Below are 22,545 nucleotides of genomic sequence, written 5' to 3' on the forward strand. Positions count from 1 at the left end.
CACCAGGAGTGCCGATGGCCACGTGGACGCCCGCGTCCATGCCCGACCTGACCGGCAGGACCGCCGTCGTGACCGGCGCCAACAGCGGCATCGGCCTGCCCACCGCGCTGGAGCTGGCCCGGCACGGCGCCCGCGTCATCGCGGCGGCACGCGACCCGGACAAGGGCGCCGAGGCCGTCCGGCGGATCCTCCGCGAGGTGCCGGGCGCGCGGGTCGAGCCCGGCCTGCTCGACCTGGCCGACCTCGCCTCCGTCAGGCGGTTCGCCGCCGGTGTGACGGAGGTGGACCTGCTCGTCAACAACGCGGGGATCGCCATGATCTCCCGGCAGCGGACCGCAGACGGCTTCGAGATGCAGCTCGGCACCAACCACCTGGGACATTTCGCGCTCACCGGGCTGCTCCTGCCCCTGCTGGCCGCCCGTCCCGGCGCGCGGGTGGTGACCGTGACCAGCGACGCGCACACCGCCGGCCGGATCGACTTCGACGACCTGGGCCTGGAGCGCCGCTACGGGCGCATGGCCGCGTACGCGCGCTCCAAGCTCGCCAACCTGCTGTTCGCGCTGGAGCTGCAGCGGCGGGCCGATCGCGCCGGCGTGGACCTGACGAGCGCCGCGGTCCACCCCGGCTCGACCGCCACGAACATCGTGAAGCTGGGGCCGCTCCAGCCGCTCGTGCGGCTGCTGCTGAAGCCGCCCGCGGCCGGCGCCGTGCCCTCGCTGTACGCCGCGACCGCGCCAGGCGTGCGCGGTGGCGAGTACTTCGGGCCCAGGGCCCGGCCGCTGCGGCCCTCGAAGGCGGCCCGCTCGGAGGAGCTCGCGGCGCGGCTGTGGGAGGTGTCGGTGGAGCTGACGGGCGTACGGTTCGAGGAGTTCGCCGACCGCTGAAGGGCGTGCAGGCGGATCCGCCGGCTTCCGCACCCCCGCGCGCCCGCAAGCCTCGGCGGCCGTGGTCACCGCATGGGTGTCTGAGAACCGGCGCTCATCGGGTGGCCCTGGCCAGGTAGGCGCAGACCGGAAACCCCTCCCCGGCGTACGGCGCCGCGAGCCGCAGGTATTCGGCCCGGATCCGCTCCACGATTTCCGGCGGCTGGCCGCCGATCATCCCGAACCTCGGCCCGCCCGCCTCCACCACATCCGTCCACCACGCCGCCAGATCCACCTGGTGACGCCACCTGACCGCCTCCACGGCCGCCTCCCTGAACCCCGCCCCCTCCAGCAGGGCGGTGAACGACGGCGGCGTGGCATGGGCCGCGAACGGCCGGGCCGGCGGATCGTACGGCACCCGGGCCGCGGCGATGGCCTCGGTGAAGACACTCGTGGCCGTCATCTCGTCGGCCTTCCACCAGGTCAGGGCGAGCGTGCCGGCCGGGCGCAGCACGCGGCGCAGCTCCCGCAGCGACGCGGCGGCGTCGGGCACGTGGTTGATCACGAAGTTGCCGGCCACGCAGTCGAACTGCTCGTCGCCGAACGGCAGGTCGGGCAGCGCGGCCTGGCGGATGGCCGCGTACGGGTGCCGCCGGGCGATCAGCCGCAGCATGACGGGATCGCAGTCGACGGCGGTGACCTCGGCGCCTAGCGCGAGCGCCGCCGCCGTCACCACGCCGGTGCCGCAGCCCACGTCGAGCACGCGCGGGGCCCGGCTCTGGCGGGCCGAGGCCAGGAGCGGGCCGACGGTGTGCGAGCTGAGGTGGGCGAAGCCGCGATCGTACGCTTCGGCGTTGGTCACCGGCCCAGCCTAGCCCAGCCGCTGAACCTGACAATCTCGCGTGAGATTTCGCCCCAAAGCCTGTTTTTTCGCGAAATATCACCTCTAAGGTCGTCCGCATGACCATCGACGCCTTCATCGACGCCCTGCCCAAGGTCGAGCTGCACGTCCACCTGGTGGGCTCGGCCTCGGTCCCGACCGTGCTGGAGCTGTCGCGCCGCCACCCGGGCAGCGCGGTGCCCACCACGGAGGAAGAACTGCGCGACTTCTACCGGTTCGTCGACTTCCCGCACTTCGCCCGCGTCTACCGCGCCATCAACGCCCTCGTACGTGAGCCGGAGGACGTCGCCACCCTCGTCCTCGGCCTGGCCCGCGATCTCGCCCCGCAAGGCGCCCGCTACGTGGAGCTCCAGGTCACGCCGTACGCCCACCACCTGGTCGGCATGCCCATGCGCGAGGTCACCGAGGCCCTCGACCTGGCCGCCCGCCGCTCACTGGCCGAGCACGGCGTGGAGCTGGCCTACATCTTCGACATCCCCGGCGAGTACGGGGAGGAGGCCGCGAAGGTCACCCTGGAGCACGCCCTCCAGGAACCTCCCGCCGCCCTGGTAGGTTTCGGCATCGGCGGAATAGAACAGGAACGTCCGAAATACCGCGACGCCTACCGCTCGGCCTTCTCCGCCGCCCGCGCCGCCGGCCTCCACAGCGTCCCGCACGGCGGCGAGATGAGCGGCCCGGAGACCATCTGGGAGGTCATCGACGGCTACGGCGCCGAACGCATCGGCCACGGCATCAACTGCCTCTCGGACCCCCGCCTGGTGTCCCACCTCCGCGACACCCAGCTCCCCCTGGACGTCTGCCCCACCTCCAACCTCTGCACCGGCCAGATCGCCCGCATCGAGGACCACCCGCTGCCTCGCATGCTGGAGGAGGGCCTGTACGTGACGCTGAACAGCGACGACCCGCCCATGTTCGCCACGACGCTGGCCGAGGAGTACCGGGTGGCGCACCGGGTGTTCGGGTTCGGGAAGGAGGAGCTGGCGCAGCTCGCGCGGAACGGGGTGCGGGCGTCGTACCTGGGGGAGGGGCGCAAGCAGGAGCTGCTGGCCGAGATCGACGCGCTCGTCGGCGCCGGTTGAGGCCGGCCAGGGGTGTGCCGGGTGCCGGATGGCCGGCAGCGGAGTGCGCCGCCGGCCTTCCACCGTCAGGGAGAGGCCAGCCGCCCCAGCCCCGGCGGGATCTTGCTCGCCGCCGCGCGATCCAGCAGGAACAACGTGCGCCCCCGCCCCCGTGCCCCCGCCGCCGGCACCTGGACGGGCCCGGACTCCGACAGGGCGAGCCGGACCGCGCCCGACTTCTCCTCGCCGGCCGCCACCACCCACACCTCGCGGGAGGACTGGATGGCGGGCAGCGTGAGGGAGATGCGGGTGGGCGGCGGCTTCGGGGAGCCGTGCACCGCCACCACCGGGCGGGTGTCGTAGAGCGCGGGCATCCCCGGGAAGAGGGAGGCCACGTGGGAGTCGGGGCCCATGCCGAGCAGCATCACGTCGAAGCTCGGCACCGGCCCGTGGTCCTCGGGCCTGGCGGCCTGGCGCAGCTCGGTGGCGTACGCGTCGGCCGACTCCTCGGCCGTCATGCCCGAGTCGGGGCCGCGCATGACGTGCACCCGCGCGGGGTCCACGTCCACGTGGTCCAGCAGGGCCTCGCGGGCGCCGGTCTCGTTGCGTTCCTTGTCGCCGGCGGGGACGAACCGCTCGTCGCCCCACCAGATGTCCAGGCGCCGCCAGTCGACGGCGTCCCTGGCGGGGGTGGCGGCGATGGCGGCCAGCGTGGCGATGCCGACGGTGCCGCCCGTCAGCACGATCGACGCCGAGCCCTTGGCCGACTGCGCGTCGACCAGCCGGGTGATGATCCGCGCGGCGACGGCCTTGGCCAGGACGTCGGCGTCGCGGTGCACGACGATGCCGGGAACGCTCATGGTCGTCTCCCCTTGAACTGCCGTCATCCCTTGTACGTCCTCGCGAACCGCTTGACCGCGGCCTCGTAGATCTCGTCGGTGTCGAGCCTGCGCAGCTCCTCGGCCATCAGCTCGGAGGTCTGCCGCCTGGCCAGGGCCACGTTCCTGTCGGGCTGGCCGGGGCGGGAGAGCGTGGCCAGCCGGGCGTCGGTCCTGACGACGGCGAGCTCGCCCTCGGCGAGCTGCAGGCGTACGGAGGTCAGGCCGGGGCCGGAGGAGTCGACGACCTTGATCGGGGCGCCGAGCCGCTCCGACAGCCAGGCGGCCAGCAGCGGGGCGCTCGGGTGGCCGGGGGAGGCCTCCACGGTGCCCTTGCGCACCTTGCCCACCGGCTGGTCGAACGCGGCGGCCAGCAGGCTGCGCCACGGCGTCAGCCGGGCCCAGGACAGGTCGGTGTCGCCGCGCGCGTACCCCTTGGCCCGGGTGACCAGCGACTGGACGCCGCCGTCGTCGAAGCCCTTGGCGTCGGTGATGCGCCGCTGCGCCAGCGCGCCGATCGCGTCCTTGGACGGCGCGTCGGGGGCCGCGCCCGGCCACCACGCCACGACCGGCGTGTCGGGCAGCAGCAGCGGGCTGACCACGGAGTCGGCGTGGTCGGTCAGCTCGCCGTACAGGCGCAGCACCACGACCTCGCCGGGCGTGTTCTCGCCGATGCGCAGCTCGGCGTCGAGCCTGATGGCCTCCTCCGGCTCCCGCTTGATCACCACGATGATGCGCGAGGGGTGCTCGCGGGCCGCCTCGGTGGCGGCGCGGAGCGCGTCGTACTGGTGGCGCTCCTCGCTGACCACGACGAGCGTGAGCACCATGCCGATGGCGGGCGCGCCCATCTGGTGACGCAGGTGGGTGAACTGGGCGGCGATCTTCCCGGCCGTCGTGTCCGTGAGCATAAAGGTCGTCACGAGTCCTCCTCCGTCGGCCTCGCGACCGTCATGCTGTGTCTCATCGTTCGTTCGCTGCGCTCTCTCACAGCCTCCTCCACACGCGGCCGTCGCGGGCCATCATCGCGTCGGCCGACTCGGGCCCCCACGAACCGGACTCGTACGGCTCCGGCTGCCCCTGCGTGGCCCAGAACTCCTCGATCGGGTCGAGGATCTTCCACGACAGCTCCACCTCCCGCTGGTGCGGGAAGAGCGGCGGATCGCCGATCATCACGTCGAGCAGCAGCCGCTCGTACGCCTCCGGCGACGACTCCAGGAACGACTCGCCGTAGGCGAAGTCCATGGAGACGTCGCGCACCTCCATCGCCGTCCCCGGCACCTTGGAGCCGAACCGCACCGTGATGCCCTCGTCCGGCTGGACCCGGACCACCAGGGCGTTCTGGCCGAGGATCTCGGTGTCGTCCTTGCTGAACGGCAGGTGCGGCGCCCGCTGGAACACCACGGCCACCTCGGTGACGCGCCGGCCCAGCCGCTTGCCGGTGCGCAGGTAGAACGGCACCCCGGCCCAGCGCCGGTTGGCGATCTCCAGCTTGATGGCGGCGTAGGTCTCGGTGGTGGACTGCTGCGAGATGCCCTCCTCCTGGAGGTAGCCGACGACCTTCTCGCCGCCCTGCCAGCCCGCGGAGTACTGGCCGCGCGCGGTGTTCAGGCCCAGGTTGGCGGGCAGCCGCACGGCCTTGAGCACCTTCTCCTTCTCCCGCCGCAGCGAGTTGGCCTCGAAGGAGGTCGGGTCCTCCATCGCGACGAGCGCGAGGAGCTGGAGCAGGTGGTTCTGGATGACGTCGCGGGCGGCGCCGATGCCGTCGTAGTAGCCGGCACGGCCGCCGATGCCGATGTCCTCGGCCATCGTGATCTGCACGTGGTCGACGAAGCTGCGGTTCCAGATCGGCTCGTAGAGGTTGTTGGCGAACCTCAGCGCCATGATGTTCTGGACGGTCTCCTTGCCCAGGTAGTGGTCGATCCTGAAGATCGAGCTCTCCGGGAAGGCCGAGGTGGTGATCTCGTTCAGCTCGTGGGCCGACTGCAGGTCGTGCCCGAACGGCTTCTCGATGACCACGCGCCGCCACGAGCCGTCCGGCGCGTCGGACAGCCCGGTGCGCTTGAGCTGCTCCACCACCACGGGGAAGAACTTCGGCGGCACCGACAGGTAGAAAGCGTAGTTTCCGCCCGTGCCGCGGGTCTCGTCGATCTCAGCCAACGCCATGGCCAGCGCGTCGAACGCCCCGTCGTCGGAGAACTCGCCGGGAACGAAATGGATGCCCTCGCGGATCTGCTTCCAGACCTCCTCGCGGAAGGGGGTCCGGGCATGCGCCTTGACGGCGTCGTGCGTCAACTGGGCGAAATCCTGGTCCTTCCAATCGCGCCGGGCGAACCCGACCAGCGAGAAGCCCGGCGGCAGCAGCCCCCGGTTCCCCAGGTCGTAAATCGCCGGTAGCAGCTTGCGCTTGGCCAGGTCACCCGTCACGCCGAACAACACCATCACACATGGTCCAGCCACCCGGGGCAGCCGCTTGTCGCGCGGGTCGCGCAGCGGGTTGGCGGCCGCCACCGCCTCGGTCGTGGCGATGCCCGCGACGGCCGCCGCCACGGTGGCGGCCTCCTCCGCGGGTGCTGCCGGGTCTGTCATCTCAAGCCTCCTGTGCGGCCTCGAGCAAACGCGCGACACCCGCCGCGCGGTCGGTCAAATGCAGGCGTACGGCAGGGCGCCCCCGGGTCTCCAGCGCCCCGAGGTCCCCCAGCGCCTGGGCGAGCTGCAGCCGGCCCAGGCTGTACGGCCTTCCGGGCACGGCGACGTCCTCGGTCACCACCCCCGTGATCTGCACGAACACCCCGTTCTGCGGCCCGCCCTTGTGATACTGCCCGGTGGAGTGCAGGAACCGCGGCCCCCACCCGAACGTCACCGGCCGGTCGGTACGCAGCGCGAGCAGCGTCCGCAACGTCTGCGGGTCGGCCATCATCCACGCGTCGGTCATCTGCTCGAAGTCGGCCCCGTCGGGCACCGGCGCGTCGAAGGCGGCCAGCCGGTCCAGGTAAGCCATGATCGCCAGGTAGCCGTCGCCGGGGATCGCGTGCAGCAGCTCGGCGAACAGCCCCGGCAGGTCCTTGGCCGTCGCCGACCCGTACACCTCGACCGGGCCGTCCACGAACGCGGGCGCGCCGGCCGGCAGGTCGGGCAGGGCCAGCAGGGCGGCGGTGTTCTCCTCCGGCTCGGCCACGTTGGGCCGGTCGCACGGATCGACCTCCAGCAGCAGCGCGGCGACGGCGGTCGCGTACTCCCAGACCACGAACTGCGCGCCCAGCGGCCCGTCCACGCGCACGTCGCCGACGTCGGACTCGATCGCCACGACCAGCTCGTCGCCCGACCTGTTGGGGTCGGCGCCGACGACCGGCAGGATGCCCCTGCCCTGCTTGCCGGTGGACTCGGCGATGAGCTGCTCGATCCAGTCGGGCAGCCCGAAGATGGACGAGAGCTGGTCCTCCATGACCAGCTTGTCGCGCCCGGCCAGCGCCGCGCCGCCGAGCGCCGCCCCCAGGTCGAGCCCGGGATTGCCGCTGTCGAGCGACAGCAGCGGCAGGACCTCCTCGGCCTCGTCCAGCAGCCGCGCCACGTCGGCCCCCGCCAGCGCGGCGGGCACCAGCGCGGGCGCCGACAGCACCGAGTGGGGGCCGCCCGCGCCGGCGGGCACCAGGTGGAAGCCGCCGGCGGCGGCCCGCCGCGCCGGCGGCGAGCCGGGATCGGCGACGACCACGATGCGGCCCGCGGGGTCCAGCCCCGCGTCCGCGAAGAGCCGCTCGAAGATCCGGAGCTGGCTGTCGGCCTCCACGGCCTGGCCGCCGCCGCCGGTCACGACCACGACCGTGGACTCCAGGCCGTCGGCCAGCGCGCGGCGTACCTGGCCGGGGTCGGTCGTGTCGAGCACGGTGAGCGGCACGTCACCGGTGGCGCAGATGACCTCCGCCGCCAGCGCCGAGCCGCCCGTCCCGGCCAGGACCACGTTCGTCAGGCCCGCGGCGCGGGCCCTCTCCGCGAGCTCGCCCAGGACGGGCAGCAGCTCGCGGGAGGAGCGGGGCGGGGCCGGCCGGCCGGCCGCCGCCTCCGCGTCGGCGTCCTCACCCCACAGCGTGGGGTCGCCGCCGGCGAGCCGCGCGGGCACGCCGTCGGCGACGAGGCGCCCCGCGACGGAGGAGGCGGCCGAGGCCACCCCCTCCTCGCGGTAGGACACCTCCATCACGGAACCAGGTTCTTGGTGACGCTCTCGAGCAGCTCGTTCCAGGACGCCTCGAACTTCTCCACGCCCTCGTCCTCCAGGACCTTCACCACGTCGTCGTAGTCGACGCCGGCGTCCTTGAGCGCGGCCATGGTGTTCCAGGCCTGCTCGTAGAACGGGCGGACGGTGTCGCCGGTGATGTTGGCGTGGTCGGCCGTGGCGTCGAGCGTCTTCTCCGGCATCGTGTTGACGGTGCCGGGGGCGACGAGCTGGTCGACGTACATGGTGTCGGAGTACTCGGGGTTCTTGACGCCGGTCGAGGCCCACAGCGGGCGCTGCGGGCGGGCGCCGGCGGCGCGCAGGCGCTGCCACCGCTCGGAGTTCATGACCTCCTCGAACGCCGCGTACGCCAGGCGCGCGTTGGCGATGCCCGCCTTGCCCTTCAGCTCCGGCTTGCCGAGCTTGTCCAGGCGCTTGTCGATCTCGGTGTCGACGCGGCTGACGAAGAACGAGGCCACCGACTCGATCGAGGCCAGGTTCAGGCCCTTGGCCTGCGCGGCCTCCAGGCCGGCGAGCCAGGCGTCCATGACCGCGCGGTACCGCTCGAGGGAGAAGATCAGCGTGACGTTGATGCTGATGCCCTCGGACAGCGCCTGCGTGATCGCGGGCAGGCCCTCGACCGTGGCCGGGATCTTGATCATGAGGTTCGGCCGGTCGACCAGCCACCACAGCGCGCGGGCCTCGGCGATCGTCTTCTCGCTCTCGCGGGCCAGGCGCGGGTCGACCTCCAGCGACACGCGGCCGTCCACGCCGCCGGTGGCGTCGTAGACCGGGCGCAGCACGTCGGCGGCCCAGCGGATGTCGTAGGTGGTGATGGCGCGTACGGCCTCGCCCACCTCGACGCCGCGCACGGCCAGGTCGTGGAGCTGGGCGTTGTACGCGTCGCCCTTGCTGAGCGCGTTGGCGAAGATCGTCGGGTTGGAGGTCACCCCGACCACGTTCTTGTCGCGGATCAGCTGCTCGAGGTTGCCGGTGCGCAGGCGCTCACGGCTGATGTCGTCGAGCCAGATGGCAACGCCCTGGCCGGACAGCTTGTTGAGGATCTCGCTCATCGTTCTCAGTTTCCCGTCGTCTCGCCCTTGTCCTGACCCAGCTTGGCCAGGCTCGCCCTGGCCGCCGCCGCCACGCGATCAGCCGTCAGCCCGAACTGCTCGTACAGAGTCTTGTACGGCGCGGAAGCACCGAAGTGTTCGAGGCTGACCACCTCGCCGCACTCGCCGACGAACTCGTGCCAGCCGAGCGCGATGCCCGCCTCGACCGCCACCCGAGCCCGGATCGACGAGGGCAGAACCGTCTGCTTATATGCGATGTCCTGCCCGTTGAACCACTCGACACACGGCATCGAGACCACCCGCGTGGGGATGCCCTGCGACTCCAGCAGCTCCCGGCCGTTCAGCGCGATCTCGACCTCGCTGCCCGTGGCGATGACGATGACCCTCGGCTGGCCGTCGGACGCCTCGCGCAGCACGTAGCCGCCGCGGGCCACGCCCTCGGCGCTGGTGCCCGCCACGACCGGCAGGTTCTGCCTGGTCAGCGCCAGGGCGGCGGGGCGGTCGGTGTGCTCCAGCACGGCCTTCCACGCGTACGCCGTCTCGTTGGCGTCGGCCGGGCGCACCACGTCGAGGCCGGGGATCGCGCGCAGCGCCCACAGGTGCTCGATCGGCTGGTGGGTGGGGCCGTCCTCGCCGAGGCCGATGGAGTCGTGCGTCCACACGTACGTGACCGGCAGCTTCATCAGCGCGGCCAGGCGTACCGCCGGGCGCATGTAGTCGGAGAAGACCAGGAACGTGCCGCCGTACGGGCGGGTGCCGCCGTGCAGCGCGATGCCGTTCAGGATGGCGCCCATGGCGTGCTCGCGGATGCCGAAGTGCAGCGTGCGGCCGTAGCGGTTGCCCTTGAAGTCCTTGGTCTGGAACTCCTCGGGGATGAAGGACGGCTCGCCCTTCATCGTGGTGAGGTTGGACTCGGCCAGGTCGGCCGAGCCGCCCCACAGCTCGGGCAGCACCGGCGCCAGCGCGTTCAGCACCTCGCCGGACGCCTTGCGGGTGGCCATCGAGGCGCCCTGCTCGAACGACGGCAGCGCGGTGGCCCAGCCGGCCGGCAGCTCGCGCCGGGAGATCCGGTCGAGCTCGGCGGCGCGCTCCTCGTTGGCCAGCCGCCACTCGGCGTAGGACTTCTCCCACTCCGCGTGGTCGGCGCGGCCGCGCTGGGCGACGCCGCGGACGTGCTCCAGCACCGCGGCCGGCACGTCGAAGGTCTTGGCCGGGTCCATGCCCAGCACTTCCTTGGTGGCGGCGACCTCGGCCTCGCCCAGGGCGGAGCCGTGGATCTTGCCGGTGTTCTGCTTGTTCGGCGCGGGGTAGCCGATGATCGTGCGCAGCCGGATGAACGAAGGCCGGTCGGTCTCCGCCTTGGCCGCCAGCAGGGCGTCGTAGAGGGCCTGGACGTCCTCGACGTACTCGCCGGACTCGGTCCAGTCGACGCTCTGGGTGTGCCAGCCGTAGGCCTCGTAGCGCTTGACCACGTCCTCGGAGAGGGCGATCTGCGTGTCGTCCTCGATGGAGATGTGGTTGTCGTCGTAGAGGACGACGAGGTTGCCCAGCTTCTGGTGGCCGGCCAGGGAGCTGGCCTCGTGGCTGATGCCCTCCTCGATGTCGCCGTCGCTGACGATGCACCAGATGTTGTGGTCGAACGGCGAGGTGCCCGGCTCCGCCTCGGGGTCGAACAGGCCGCGCTCGCGGCGGGCCGCCATGGCCATGCCGACCGCGTTGGCGATGCCCTGGCCCAGCGGGCCCGTCGTGGTCTCGACGCCCGCGGTGTGGCCGTGCTCGGGGTGGCCGGGGGTGAGGCTGTCCCACTGGCGCAGGCGCCTGAGGTCGTCCAGCGTCAGGCCGTAGCCGGACAGGTAGAGCTGGATGTAGAGCGTCAGGCTGCTGTGCCCGCACGACAGCACGAAACGGTCGCGCCCGAGCCAGCCCGGGTCGGTCGGGTCGTGGCGCAGCACACGCTGGAAGAGCAGGTATGCGGCGGGGGCCAGGCTCATGGCGGTGCCGGGGTGACCCGAGCCCGCCTTCTCCACTGCGTCCATCGCCAGGGCTCGAACGACGTCGACCGCCTGCTTGTCCAGGTCGGTCCATTCGAGGGCTGGCACGAGTTCGGTGCTCAAGTGCTCGATCTCCGGAATCTAGTTGTCATTGGATGTGGCTGTCCCGCCCAGGTCGGCCACGCCGCGGCGCCCTGCCGCAGCTTGCGCGCCCGCGCCTACACCGGACCATAACCGAGTGGGGCTGGTGATCGATTCCCATTCCACCCTCGCGTGTCCATGTACGGCGCAAGCCCCCCATTGGCCGGACCGGCCGACCCTGCGACTACAGTTTGTTTGTTCGCAGGGGCGTCACCGGCGCCCGCCCATGGATCCGCTCTTATCAGAGGTTACGCGTTGACTTCCGACAGGCTGGAAGCGCCTTGACGGTGCTGACCAACAGGCAGGCGACGGCCCCATCACGGCAGGTGGAGCCGCCGCGCTCGATCGGCATGATCGTCAAGGCCTACATCGCGCTCACCAAGCCGCGGGTCATCGAGCTGCTGCTGATCACGACACTGCCGGTGATGTTCCTCGCAGCGGGCGGCCTGCCGCCGCTGTGGGAGTCGATCTGGGTCATGGTGTTCGGCACCCTATCGGCGGGCAGCGCCAACGCGCTCAACTGCTACATCGACCGCGACATCGACCAGAAGATGCGCCGCACCCGCCGCAGGCCGCTGGCCAGGCACCAGGTGTCGCCGCGCGCCGCGCTGGTCTTCGGCCTGGTGCTGGGCGTCATCTCCACGGCCGGCCTGTGGGTGGCCACCAACTGGCTGGCCGCGATGTTGTCGCTCGGCGCGATCCTGTTCTACGTGCTGGTCTACTCGCTGATCCTCAAGCGGCGCACGGCCCAGAACATCGTGTGGGGCGGCATCGCGGGCTGCATGCCGGTGATGATCGGCTGGGCGGGCATCACCGAGCGGCTCGACTGGGCGCCGCTGGTGCTGTTCGGCGTCGTGTTCTTCTGGACGCCGCCGCACACCTGGACGCTGGCCATGCGGTACAAGGAGGACTACGCGGCGGCCAAGGTGCCGATGCTGCCCGTGGTGGCCACCGAACGCCGGGTCATCGTGGAGTCCATCGTCTACACCTGGGCCACCGTGCTGTGCTCGCTGGCGCTGTGGCCGGTGGCGGGCACCACGCTGTTCTACCCGATCGTGGCCGCGGTGCTGGGCGTGATGTGCCTGGTGGAGGCGCACCGCCTGCTGGCCAGGCTCAACGCCGGCAAGAGCGGGGTCGACCTGCGGCCCATGCGCTTCTTCCACTGGTCGAACGCCTACCTGGCCCTGCTGTTCCTCGCCGTGGCGATCGACCCGCTGCTCGCCTGAGTGCCGTGTCCGGACGGTGACGAGTGGCTGGCAGCGCCCGGACCGGCACGGACCCCGGCACCCTGATCCGTTAAAGTCACCCTATGGCGACCCGTGATCCACGCTGGGTGTTGAAGGACCGCCCGTCATTCGCGTTGATCATCGGGCTGGTCCTCACCGGCATCTGCGCCCTGGTCTCGTTCTCCTTCGACGTGTTCAACGGCGCGCCGGTGCAGTTCTTCATCGCGCTCATGCTCGCGCTGGCGCCCGTGCCGCTGCTGCTGGCGGCCGTGCTGGCACTGGACCGGATGGAGCCGGAGCCGCGCAGCAACCTGATCTTCGCCTTCGCGTGGGGCGCGGGCATCGCCGTGCTCGTGGCCGGTGTGATCAACTCGCTCAACCTGCACTACATCATCGACACCGCCAAGCTGTCGGAGGCCAGCGCGCGCAACCTCGCGGCCACGTTCGGCGCGCCGGTGGTGGAGGAGACGATGAAGGGCCTGGTGCTGCTGGGGCTGCTCAGGTTCCGCAGGGCCGAGCTCGACGGGCCGACCGACGGCATCATCTACGCCAGCATGGTCGGCCTCGGCTTCGCCATGAGCGAGAACGTCAGCTACTACCTCGGCGCGCTGTCCAGCTCGGGCGTCAAGGGGCTGGCCGTCACGGTGGTGCTGCGCGGCGTGCTGTCGCCGCTGGCGCATCCGCTGTTCAGCTCCATGATCGGGGTCGCCGTGGCGTACGCGGCCCAGCGCAGGGGGCCGGAGCGCACCACGTACGTGCTGGCGGGCTGGACGGCGGCGATGATCCTGCACGGCCTGTGGAACGGCCTGGCCTCCTACGGCGGGTTCCCCGGGCTCGTGGTGGCCTACCTGACGCTGCTGGTCGTGCTGGTGGTGCTGATCGGCGTGGTGTTCAGGGACCGGCGGCGCATCGTGGCGCTCATCCAGCGGTACCTGCCGGCGTACGAGCCGACCAAGCTGGTCACCCAGGCCGACATCTACATGCTCTCGGCCTTCTCCCGGCGCCGCCAGGCCCGGCAGTGGGCCCGCGCCCACGGCGGCAAGCCGGGGCTGCGGGCGATGCGCGACTACCAGCTCGCCGCCACGGAGCTGGGCCTGCTGCACGAGCGGGCGGCCCGCCACATGGTCGACGAGCACACCTTCCACGAGGAGCAGCGGGCGCTGCTGGAGTGCATGAGCACCGCCCGCGCCGACTTCCCCGTGCCGGAGATGCACGCCCGCTCGGTGGCCAGGGGGTCGCCGCCGCCCGGCTACGCGCCCGGCGCGCCCGGCTGAGACAGGATGCGGGTCAGGGAGACCTCGCGCGGGCCCGGGTACACCGGGTCGGAGTGCAGGATCAGGGCGTCGGCGAACGCCTTGGCGGTGGCGAACAGCTCGCGGGCGGCGGAGGCGTACGTGGTCGCGGCCCAGCGCCTGGCCGAGTCGTCACCCGCCCCGAACGCCTCCAGCCCCGCCGTCCTGCACAACGTCACGGCTCTGGGGATGTGGAACTCCTGGGTCACCACCGTGACCCGTTCGGCCCCGAAGACCTTGCGCGCCCGCACGCACGAGTCCCACGTGTCGAACCCGGCGTAGTCCAGCACCATCACCGCGTCGGGCACACCCTTGGCGCGCAGGTAGTCGCGCATGGCGGTGGGCTCGTCGTACTCCTTGCGGCTGTTGTCGCCCGACAGCAGCAGCGCCTTGACCTTGCCCGACAGGTACAGCTCGGCGGCGATGTCGAGCCTGCGGGCCAGCATGGGGGAGGGCCGCCCGGCGTACAGGCCGGCGCCGAGCACCAGCGCGGCCTGCGCCTCGGGCACCTGCCGGACCCAGCCCTCGTCCTCGGCCGTCGCCCGGTGGCCCGAGCTGCCGAGCCAGGCCCACGTCATGGGCGCCAGCGCGAGCACGCTGGCCAGCACCAGCCCCTGGTACGTACGGCGCAGCCCCTTCCGAGAGAGGCGGACTTTTCCCCGCAAAGCACACCTCTTCCGGGCCGGGGGAGTGGCGCATCTAACACCACATACCCTGGCATATCCGCTCAGACGACGGCGGCTGCTTCGGCGGGGGAGTGGGGTACGGCGGAGGGCTCGGGGCCGCGGGAGCGCAGCGACGTGGCGACCCGCAGCGCGGCGATCCAGACCAGGGTCGAGCCGAGCACGTGCAGCAGCACCAGCAGGGCGGGCACGGCCAGGAACCACTGCGTGTAGCCGATCACGCCCTGCAGCAGCTCCACGCCGAACAGGGCCAGCGCCGCCCGCCTGGCCGGGCGCGGGGCGTTGGTCACGTGCAGCGCGAACAGCAGCGCGAACGTCAGCCCGACCACCACGTACGCGATGTCGGCGTGCAGCCTGGCCACGGTCTCGATGTCGAGGTCGAAGCGCGAGGCCATCTCGTCACCCGAGTGCGGCCCGGTGTTGGTGACCACGACCCCGGCCACCAGCAGCACGAACACGGCCGCCACCAGCGCGTGGCCGAGCCTGCGGACGTCGCGGTGGGTGATCTTCCGCACGGGGCCGTCGCCCTCGCCCGCGCGCGCGTACAACATCCAGCAGGCGGCGATCAGGCCGCTGGAGATGAGGTAGTGCATGCCGACGGTGAACGGGTTGAGCATCGTGTTGACCACCAGCCCGCCCCACAGGGCCTGCGCGATGATCCCGATCGGCTGCAGCCAGGCCAGGCGGATCAGGGAGACCCGGCGGGGGCGCATCCGCACCGCGGCCAGCCAGCAGGCGATGCCCACCGCCAGCACCAGGAACGTGAGCAGCCGGTTGCCGAACTCGACGGCCATGTTGAGCGGCGAGACCTCGGGGTGCGCGACCGGGATGAAGCTGTCGGGGGTGCACCTCGGCCAGGTCGGGCAGCCGAGCCCGGAGGCGGTGACGCGCACGCCCGCCCCGGTGACCGTGATCCCCGCGTTGACCACCACGGACGCCAGCGCCCAGCCGCGGATCGAGCGCGTCGTCGGCGCCCAGAAGGACCGGATGAACCGCGCGACGAGGTGGGGGTTGTCCGTGGATAGCTTCACGTCATCGATGGTAGGGGCCAGGTTGGCCGGTCCCGCCATCGGGAGCGGGCTTCTCAAGCGGATTGGGTATGTGACATATTACTGAGAGGAGGTGGTGATGTCCGACGTGATCGTCGTCGGCGCGGGCGTGGTGGGAGCGGCCTGCGCCTACTATGCCGCGCGCGCGGGCCTCGACGTGACCGTGATCGACCGCGGTCCCGTGGCCGGCGGCACGACGGGCTCGGGCGAGGGCAACGTGCTGGTGTCCGACAAGGAGCCGGGGCCCGAGCTGGAGCTGGCCGTGCTGTCGAACCGGCTGTGGCGCTCGCTGGCCGGGCTGGGCGGGTTCGAGTTCGAGGCGAAGGGCGGGCTGGTCGTCGCCGAGACCGAGGAGGTGCAGCGGCAGCTCACCGAGCTGGCGGGCAAGCAGGGCGTCGAGCACGCTCTGGTGCCGGCCCCGGAGCTGCGCGACCACGAGCCGCACCTGGCCGAGGGGCTGGCAGGAGGGGTGTTCTACCCCCAGGACGCCCAGGTGCAGCCCATGCTCGCCGCCGCCACCCTGCTCAGGCACGGCGCCGAGAGCTTCGGCCACGGCACGCTGCGGCTGCGGCTCGGCGCCACCGTGACCGGCATCCTCCGCTCGGGGGACCGGATCACCGGCGTACGCACCTCCCAGGGCGACGTGCTCGGCGACGCCGTCGTCAACGCGGCGGGCACCTGGGGCGGCGAGGTCGCCGCGCTGGCGGGCGTGCACCTGCCCGTCCTGCCCAGGCGCGGCTTCATCCTCGTCACCGAGCCGCTGCCGGAGCCGCTGATCAGGCACAAGGTCTACACCGCCGCCTACGTCACGAACGTCGCCAGCGACTCCGCCGGGCTGGAGACCTCGGCCGTCGTCGAGGGCACACCCGCCGGGACCGTGCTCATCGGGGCCAGCAGGGAACGCGTCGGGTTCGACAGGACGACGTCGGTGCCCGTGCTGGCACGGCTGGCCGAGCAGGCGGTCGCGCTCTTCCCCGCGCTGCGGGACGTCCGGGCCATCCGGTCCTACTGCGGGTTCCGGCCGTACTGCCCCGACCACCTGCCCGTCATCGGGGCCGATCCGCGCGTGTCCGGGCTTTACCACGCGTGCGGCCACGAGGGCGCCGGCATCGGGCTCGCCCCGGCCACCGGGCACCTGCTCGCCCAGCTCATCACCGGGCAGCGGCCCGACCTCGACCTGCAGCCCTTCCGCCCGGACCGCTTCCCCGAGGAGGCCCCATGACCTTCCACATCACCGTCGACGGGCGCTCCGTGCCCGTCGTGCCGGGGCAGACCATCGGCGCGGCCCTGCACGCGGCCGGGGTGCGGTCGTGGCGCACCACCCGCTTCGGCGGGCGGCCGCGCGGGCTGTTCTGCGGGATCGGCGTCTGCTTCGACTGCCTGATCTCGGTGAACGGCCGGCCGCCCGAGCGGGCCTGCCTGCTGGAGGCCGAGCCGGGGGACGAGGTGACGACGGCGTGACGTACGACCTCGTGGTGGTCGGCGGCGGGCCCGCCGGCGTGGCGGGCGCGCTCACGGCGGCGCTGGCCGGGCTGCGGGTGGCGCTCGTGGACTCCGGCCTGCGGCTCGGCGGCCAGTACTTCCGGCACACCGCCGCTCCCCGTCCGGCGGCCGGGCTCGACCGGTTCCTGCGGCAGGCGCGGGCCCTCGACGCGCGGGCGGACGTGCTGCTGCGGCACCAGGTGTGGGCCGTCTCCCGCGAACCGGACGGCGACCTGCTGGTGCACTGCGCGACCAGGGACATGGCAGCGCCCGCGAGCTCGCCGGGTGCGGACGGCCGGTCGGATGATGCCGGCCGGTCGGGTGGCGCCGGGCTGTTGGGCGGCGCCGGGCTGTTGGGTGGCGTCGGCCGTTCGGGTGGCGCCGGATTGTTGGGTGGCGCCGGCTCATCGCGGGGTGACGGGGCGGATGGCCGGTCCGGTGAGCGGGCGGTGGTGCTGCGGGCGCGGCGGTTGCTGATCGCGACCGGTGCGCACGACCGGCCGCTGCCGTTCCCCGGCTGGGATCTGCCCGGGGTGCTCACCGCCGGTGGCGCGCAGGCGCTGCTCAAGGGCGGCGGGGTCGTGGCGGGGCGGCGGATCGTGGTGTCCGGCACCGGGCCGTTCCTGCTGCCGGTCGCCTCGGGGCTGGCCGGGGCGGGGGCGCGGGTGCTCGGCGTGTACGAGGCCAACGGCGGGCTCGGGCTGGCCAGGCATCCGGTGCTGGCCCTGGGCAAGGCGGGGGAGGCGGCGATGTACGCGGCCGCCCTGGCCAGGCACCGGGTGCCGTACCGTACGCGGCAGGCGGTCGTCGCCGCCCACGGGGAGCGCGAGGTGGAGGCCGTCACCATCGCCCGCCTCGACCGCGACTGGAACGTCACGGCGACCCACGTCGTCGAGTGCGACACCGTGGCCGTCGGCTACGGCTTCGTGCCGCAGATCGAGCTGGGGACGCAGCTCGGCTGCCAGACCCGCCACGACGTGGACGGCAGCCCGGTGCTGAGCGTGGACGCCACCCTCCGCACCACCGTGCCCGGGGTGTGGGCGGCGGGCGAGCCCGTCGGCGTGGGCGGCTGGCGCCTGGCCGAACTGGAAGGCCGCCTCGCCGGCCGCGCCATCGTCTCCGACGCCCGCACACGTCCGGCCCCCGGCTCCCGCCCGGACCGGACCGCGAACGTCAGCGCGCCTCCGGCCGACGACGTGAGCACGGCCTCGGCCTCCCGTGCCGGCACGGGCCTGGCCGCCGGCAGCCGTGTGGAGGCGGCGGGCGACGTACGCACGGGTGCGCTGCCGGAGTCCGGTGGGGTGGCGGCGGTCGTGCCGCCGTTGTTCGCGCGCAGGCGGGAGCGGTGGCGGGCGTTCGGGGAGGCGCTGCAGCGCGCGTACCCCGTCAAGCCCGGCTGGCAGGGGTGGCTGCACGACGACACGCTCGTGTGCAGGTGCGAGGAGGTGCCGCTGGCCCGGGTACGCGAGGCACAGGCGCTCGGCGCCACCGACGCGCGCTCGATCAAGCTGCTGGCCCGCCCGGGCATGGGCTGGTGCCAGGGCCGCATCTGCGGCTACGCCGTCTCCTGCCTGGCGGGAGAGCCGCCCCAGCCGCCCCGCCGCCCGATCGCCCAGCCCACCACCCTCGGCGCGCTGGCCTCACTCACCGCACCCGACGCGCAGGCACCCGACGCGCAGGCGCCCGACGCGAAGGCGCCCGGTGGCGCGACGGCACCCGACGACGACCCCGCTCACTGAACCCCCCGACACCTGGAGGACTTTCCATGGAACACCGCAGCAAGCCCTGGCAGGGCGTCATGGTCGCCACCGCGCTCCCCCTGCGCGACGACCTGTCCGTCGACTACGACGGCTACGCGGACCACTGCCGCTGGCTGGTCGCGAACGGCTGCGACGGCGTCGTGCCGAACGGCTCGCTCGGCGAGTACCAGACGCTCACCCCGCAGGAGCGCACGAAGGTGATCGAGACCGCCGTCGCGGCCGTCGGCGGCGGGAACGTGATGGCGGGCGCGGGCGCGTACGGCGCCGCCGAGTCGCGCCGCTGGGCCGAGCAGGCGGGCGAGGCGGGCTGCGGCTCGATCCTCCTGCTGCCGCCCAACTCCTACCGGGCCGACGAGCGGGCCGTCGTGGCGCACTATCGTGAGGTGGCCAGGGCGGGCGTGCCGATCGTGGCCTACAACAACCCCTACGACACCAAGGTCGACCTCACCCCCGCGCTGCTGGCCAGGCTGCACGAGGAGGGGCTGATCGTCGCGGTGAAGGAGTTCACGGGGGACGTGCGCAGGGCGTACGAGCTCGCCGAGCTGGCACCCGGGCTGGACCTGCTGATCGGCTCCGACGACGTGCTGCTGGAGCTGGCCGTGGCCGGGGCGGTCGGCTGGATCGCCGGTTACCCGAACGCGCTGCCCGCCTCCAGCACCGCCCTCTACCGCGCGGCGGTGGCGGGCGACCTGGAGACCGCGCTGCCCCTGTACCGGGCCCTGCACCCGCTGCTGCGCTGGGACTCCAAGACGGACTTCGTCCAGGCCATCAAGCTCTCCATGGACCTGGCCGGCCGGCACGGCGGCCCGTGCAGGCAGCCCAGGCAGCCGCTGACGGACGAGCAGGCCGCTATCGTGCGTGCGGCGACCGAGAAGGCACTGGCAGAGGGGCTGCGATGAGGACCAAGCGCGTATTCCACGCCGTCGACTCCCACACCGAGGGCATGCCCACCCGGGTCATCACCGGCGGCATCGGCGTGATCCCCGGGGCGAGCATGGCGGAGCGGCGCCTCTACTTCCGCGACAACCTCGACCACATCCGCACCCTGCTGATGACGGAGCCGCGCGGCCACTCGGCCATGAGCGGCGCCATCCTGCAGCCGCCGACCAGGCCGGACGCGGACTACGGGGTGCTGTTCATCGAGGTGTCGGGGCTGCTGCCGATGTGCGGGCACGGCACGATCGGCGTGGCGACCGTGCTGGTCGAGACCGGCATGGTGGAGGTCGTCGAGCCCGTCACGACCGTGCGCCTGGAGGTACCCGCCGGGCTCGTCGAGGTGGACGTGGCCGTCGAGGACGGCATGGCCATGTCGGTGACGCTGCGCAACGTGCCGTCCTACTGCGACCGGCTGGACGCGACGGTGACCGTCCCGGGGTTCGGGGAGATCCCGTACGACCTCGCGTACGGCGGCAACTTCTACGCCATCGTGAACCTCGACCACTACGGCCTGCCCTTCGACCGCAAGGCCAAGAACGAGATCATCGCGGCCGGCCTGGCCACCATGGAGGCGATCAACGCCGCCGACGAGCCGGTGCACCGCGAGGACTCCCGCATCCGCGGCTGCCACCACGTCTACTTCGCCGCCCCCGGCTCCGACGCCCACCACTCGCGGCACGCCATGGCCATCCACCCGGGCTGGTTCGACCGCTCGCCGTGCGGCACCGGCACCAGCGCCCGCATGGCGCAGCTGCACGCCAGGGGCGAGCTGCCGCTGGGCCGCGACTTCACCAACGAGTCGTTCATCGGCACCCACTTCACCGGGCGGCTGCTGGAGGAGACCACGGTGGGCGGCCGGCCGGCGGTCCTGCCGTCGATCACCGGGCGGGCCTGGATCACCGGCACCGCCCAGTACTTCCTCGACCCGCGCGACCCGTTCCCCGCGGGGTTCGAGCTCTGATGCTGAGCACGGTCGACTACCACACGGCGGGGGAGCCGTTCAGGATCGTGACGGGCGGGGTGCCCGAGATCCCCGGCGCCACCGTGCTCGACCGCCGCACCACCGCGATGGCCGAGCTGGACGACCTGCGGCGGCTGCTGTGCAACGAGCCGCGCGGGCACGCCGACATGTACGGCTGCTTCCTGGTGCCCCCTGACGACCCGGGGGCGCGCTTCGGGGCGCTGTTCTGGCACAAGGACGGCTTCTCCACCGCCTGCGGGCACGGCACGATCGCGCTGGGCGTGCACGCCGTGCGGGAGGGCCTGGTCGAGGCCGCCCCGGACGGCGTGACGGACGTCGTCATCGACGTGCCCTCGGGCCGCGTGCGGGCCAGGGTCCGGCTGTCCGGAGGCGGCATCGAGGGCGTCACGTTCGTCAACGTGCCCTCGTTCGTGATCGCCCGCGACGTGGCCGTCGCGGGCCTGCGCGCCGACGTCTCCTACGGCGGCGCCATCTACGCGTCGGTACGCGCCGCGGACCTCGGCCTGCGGGTCGAGCCGCGGCACCTGAACGCCCTCATCGACCACGCCCGCCGGATCAAGGCCGCCCTGGCCGGGCACCCGGCCGCCAGGCACCCCTCCGACGAGCGGCTGTCCGGCGTGTACGGGGTGATCTTCCACGAGGACCTGCCGGACCTGGACGGGGTCAGGCGGCAGCGCAACGTCACCGTGTTCGCCGACGGCGAGGTGGACCGCTCGCCGTGCGGCTCGGGCACCGCCGCCAGGATGGCGCTGCTGCACGACGAGGCTGACGAGGCCAAGGTGACCGGACTGGTGCACGAGAGCATCGTGGGCAGCGTGTTCACCGCCCGCGTGCGGGAGGAGACGGACGAGGGCGTGATCGTGGAGATCGACGGCATGGCGTACCGCACCGGGCGGCACGTCTTCGAGCTCGACCCCGCCGACCCGTTCCCGACCGGGTTCACGCTGCGATGAGCGGGCTGCCGTACCTCGACGCCGCCACCGTGGAGCGGCTGGTGCCCATGGGCCGGGCCGTGGACGTCCTGGAGGACGCGCTGCGTGCGGGGCTCGACCCCGAGACGACCCCGCGGCGGCCGATCGTGGATTTGCCCGCCGGGCAGCTGCTGCTCATGCCCGCCTCCACCCGGCGGTACGCGGGCGTCAAGGCCGTCAGCATCGCGCCGCGGAACCCGGAGCGGGGGCTGCCCCGGATCCAGGGCACGTACCTGCTGTTCGACGGCGACACCCTGGCCCCGCTGGCCGCACTGGACGGGATCGCGCTCACCTCGCTGCGCACGCCCGCCGTCTCCGCCCTCGCCGTCCGCCACCTCGCCGCTCCGGAGGCGCGGCGGCTGGTGGTGTTCGGGAGCGGGCCGCAGGCGTACGGGCACGTGCTGGCGCTGCGGGAGGTGCGGCCGGTGGACGACGTCACGGTGGTGGGCCGCGACGCGGGCCGGGCCGAGGCGCTGGCCGCCCGCTGCCGCGCCCTCGGCCTGACCGCCCGCGCCCTCACCGACGCTCCCCTCACCGACCGCCCCCAGCCCGGCGCCCCGACCGGGCCCGCCCCGGCCGCGGGCCCGCCGTCTTCCGTGCCGCCGCGGAGCGGGGCGGTGGCGGAGGCTGTGGCGGAGGCTGTGGCGGAGGCGGTGGCGGAGGCCGATCTGATCGCGTGCTGCACCACGGCCAGGCATCCCCTGTTCCCCGGTAAGCTCGCCCGCGACGGCGTCACCGTCGTCGCGGTCGGCTCGCACGAGCCCGACGCCCGTGAGCTCGACGGCGACCTGATCGCCCGCGCCACCGTGGTCGTCGAGGCCAGGGCGGCCGCCCTGGAGGAAGCGGGCGACGTCGTCGTGCCGATCCGCCAGGGTACGATCACCTCTCATCATCTCGCCGGTAACCTCGCCGACCTGATCGCCCGAAGGGTGGTCGCCGGTCCGGGGCCGCGCGTGTTCAAGAGCACGGGCATGGCGTGGGAGGACCTCGTGGTCGCGGCTGCCGCCTACGAGGCTCATATGAGGGCGCAGGCATGAGGGTGGACAGAGAAG

20 protein-coding genes are annotated in these 22,545 nt (G+C 72.8%); 11 read left to right on the plus strand and 9 right to left on the minus strand.

The annotated features are described in order from the left end of the window. Positions 1 to 14: 14 nt before the first annotated feature. Positions 15 to 884 carry an oxidoreductase gene (locus HD593_RS18745; RefSeq protein ID WP_185103370.1) on the plus strand — a complete coding sequence of 290 codons (870 nt, stop codon included), beginning with the start codon at positions 15 to 17 and terminating at the stop codon, positions 882 to 884. A 94-nt stretch (positions 885 to 978) separates the two neighbouring features. Here HD593_RS18745 and HD593_RS18750 read toward each other — a convergent pair whose 3' ends face one another. After that, positions 979 to 1,725 (minus strand): class I SAM-dependent methyltransferase, encoded by a 747-nt coding sequence (locus tag HD593_RS18750; RefSeq protein ID WP_185103371.1) that lies wholly within the window; start codon positions 1,723 to 1,725, stop codon positions 979 to 981. Positions 1,726 to 1,823: 98 nt separating this feature from the next. On the opposite strand from HD593_RS18750, the gene add reads away from it, so the two are divergent. Next, on the plus strand, positions 1,824 to 2,843 hold the full coding sequence (add, locus tag HD593_RS18755; RefSeq protein ID WP_185103372.1) for an adenosine deaminase: 1,020 nt from the start codon (positions 1,824 to 1,826) through the stop codon (positions 2,841 to 2,843). Between the two features lie 65 nt (positions 2,844 to 2,908). On the opposite strand, the gene pgl is transcribed toward add, so the two are convergent. From pgl to tkt, 6 genes are all read right to left on the minus strand, one after another. Then, positions 2,909 to 3,682 (minus strand): 6-phosphogluconolactonase, encoded by a 774-nt coding sequence (gene pgl, locus HD593_RS18760; RefSeq protein WP_185103373.1) that lies wholly within the window; start codon positions 3,680 to 3,682, stop codon positions 2,909 to 2,911. A gap of 23 nt (positions 3,683 to 3,705) precedes the next feature. Then, the gene (locus tag HD593_RS18765) at positions 3,706 to 4,620 is read right to left on the minus strand and encodes a glucose-6-phosphate dehydrogenase assembly protein OpcA (RefSeq protein ID WP_185103374.1); all 915 of its coding nucleotides are present in this window, start codon (positions 4,618 to 4,620) and stop codon (positions 3,706 to 3,708) included. 64 nt (positions 4,621 to 4,684) lie between these two features. After that, positions 4,685 to 6,286, minus strand: coding sequence for a glucose-6-phosphate dehydrogenase (gene zwf / locus HD593_RS18770; protein WP_185103375.1), 1,602 nt, complete (start codon positions 6,284 to 6,286; stop codon positions 4,685 to 4,687). A 1-nt stretch (position 6,287) separates the two neighbouring features. Next, entirely contained in the window at positions 6,288 to 7,889 is a 1,602-nt protein-coding gene (locus tag HD593_RS18775; protein WP_185111953.1) for a glucose-6-phosphate isomerase, read from the minus strand. After that, the gene (gene tal / locus HD593_RS18780; RefSeq protein ID WP_185103376.1) at positions 7,889 to 8,980 is read right to left on the minus strand and encodes a transaldolase; all 1,092 of its coding nucleotides are present in this window, start codon (positions 8,978 to 8,980) and stop codon (positions 7,889 to 7,891) included. Before tal ends, HD593_RS18775 begins: the two co-directional genes overlap by 1 nt. Positions 8,981 to 8,985: 5 nt before the next feature. Beyond that, positions 8,986 to 11,016: a transketolase gene (tkt, locus tag HD593_RS18785; protein WP_246548004.1), complete on the minus strand. Its 2,031-nt coding sequence runs from the start codon at positions 11,014 to 11,016 to the stop codon at positions 8,986 to 8,988. Between the two features lie 377 nt (positions 11,017 to 11,393). On the opposite strand from tkt, the gene HD593_RS18790 reads away from it, so the two are divergent. Together HD593_RS18790 and HD593_RS18795 are read left to right on the plus strand one after the other, a co-directional pair. Further along, positions 11,394 to 12,338, plus strand: a complete 945-nt coding sequence (locus tag HD593_RS18790) for a heme o synthase (protein WP_185103378.1) — start codon at positions 11,394 to 11,396, stop codon at positions 12,336 to 12,338. Positions 12,339 to 12,421: 83 nt separating this feature from the next. Further along, positions 12,422 to 13,612, plus strand: coding sequence for a PrsW family intramembrane metalloprotease (locus HD593_RS18795; RefSeq protein ID WP_185103379.1), 1,191 nt, complete (start codon positions 12,422 to 12,424; stop codon positions 13,610 to 13,612). Here the strand turns inward: HD593_RS18795 and HD593_RS18800 are convergent. Further along, positions 13,588 to 14,295, minus strand: coding sequence for a SanA/YdcF family protein (locus tag HD593_RS18800; RefSeq protein WP_246546632.1), 708 nt, complete (start codon positions 14,293 to 14,295; stop codon positions 13,588 to 13,590). The genes HD593_RS18795 and HD593_RS18800 overlap by 25 nt on opposite strands. Before the next feature lie 62 nt (positions 14,296 to 14,357). Continuing rightward, entirely contained in the window at positions 14,358 to 15,344 is a 987-nt protein-coding gene (locus tag HD593_RS18805) for a COX15/CtaA family protein (protein ID WP_312903545.1), read from the minus strand. Between the two features lie 97 nt (positions 15,345 to 15,441). Here HD593_RS18805 and HD593_RS18810 point away from each other — a divergent pair, with 97 nt between their 5' ends. The 7 genes from HD593_RS18810 to HD593_RS18840 are packed head-to-tail and all read left to right on the plus strand — an operon-like array spanning position 15,442 to position 22,530. Beyond that, complete coding sequence (locus HD593_RS18810; RefSeq protein ID WP_185103380.1) at positions 15,442 to 16,584, plus strand: NAD(P)/FAD-dependent oxidoreductase; 1,143 nt, start codon at positions 15,442 to 15,444, stop codon at positions 16,582 to 16,584. Further along, on the plus strand, positions 16,581 to 16,823 hold the full coding sequence (locus tag HD593_RS18815) for a (2Fe-2S)-binding protein (protein WP_185103381.1): 243 nt from the start codon (positions 16,581 to 16,583) through the stop codon (positions 16,821 to 16,823). The genes HD593_RS18810 and HD593_RS18815 overlap by 4 nt, the downstream gene beginning before the upstream one ends. Beyond that, complete coding sequence (locus HD593_RS61480; RefSeq protein WP_312903546.1) at positions 16,820 to 18,583, plus strand: FAD/NAD(P)-dependent oxidoreductase; 1,764 nt, start codon at positions 16,820 to 16,822, stop codon at positions 18,581 to 18,583. Before HD593_RS18815 ends, HD593_RS61480 begins: the two co-directional genes overlap by 4 nt. Before the next feature lie 26 nt (positions 18,584 to 18,609). Beyond that, the gene (locus HD593_RS18825) at positions 18,610 to 19,503 is read left to right on the plus strand and encodes a dihydrodipicolinate synthase family protein (protein ID WP_185103382.1); all 894 of its coding nucleotides are present in this window, start codon (positions 18,610 to 18,612) and stop codon (positions 19,501 to 19,503) included. Continuing rightward, on the plus strand, positions 19,500 to 20,501 hold the full coding sequence (locus tag HD593_RS18830; RefSeq protein ID WP_185103383.1) for a proline racemase family protein: 1,002 nt from the start codon (positions 19,500 to 19,502) through the stop codon (positions 20,499 to 20,501). Before HD593_RS18825 ends, HD593_RS18830 begins: the two co-directional genes overlap by 4 nt. Further along, positions 20,501 to 21,475 (plus strand): proline racemase family protein, encoded by a 975-nt coding sequence (locus tag HD593_RS18835; protein WP_185103384.1) that lies wholly within the window; start codon positions 20,501 to 20,503, stop codon positions 21,473 to 21,475. Before HD593_RS18830 ends, HD593_RS18835 begins: the two co-directional genes overlap by 1 nt. Beyond that, positions 21,472 to 22,530, plus strand: a complete 1,059-nt coding sequence (locus tag HD593_RS18840) for an ornithine cyclodeaminase family protein (protein ID WP_185103385.1) — start codon at positions 21,472 to 21,474, stop codon at positions 22,528 to 22,530. Before HD593_RS18835 ends, HD593_RS18840 begins: the two co-directional genes overlap by 4 nt. The last annotated feature ends 15 nt before the right edge of the window (positions 22,531 to 22,545 follow it).

The organism is Nonomuraea rubra (genome assembly GCF_014207985.1).
Taxonomy (GTDB): domain Bacteria; phylum Actinomycetota; class Actinomycetes; order Streptosporangiales; family Streptosporangiaceae; genus Nonomuraea; species Nonomuraea rubra.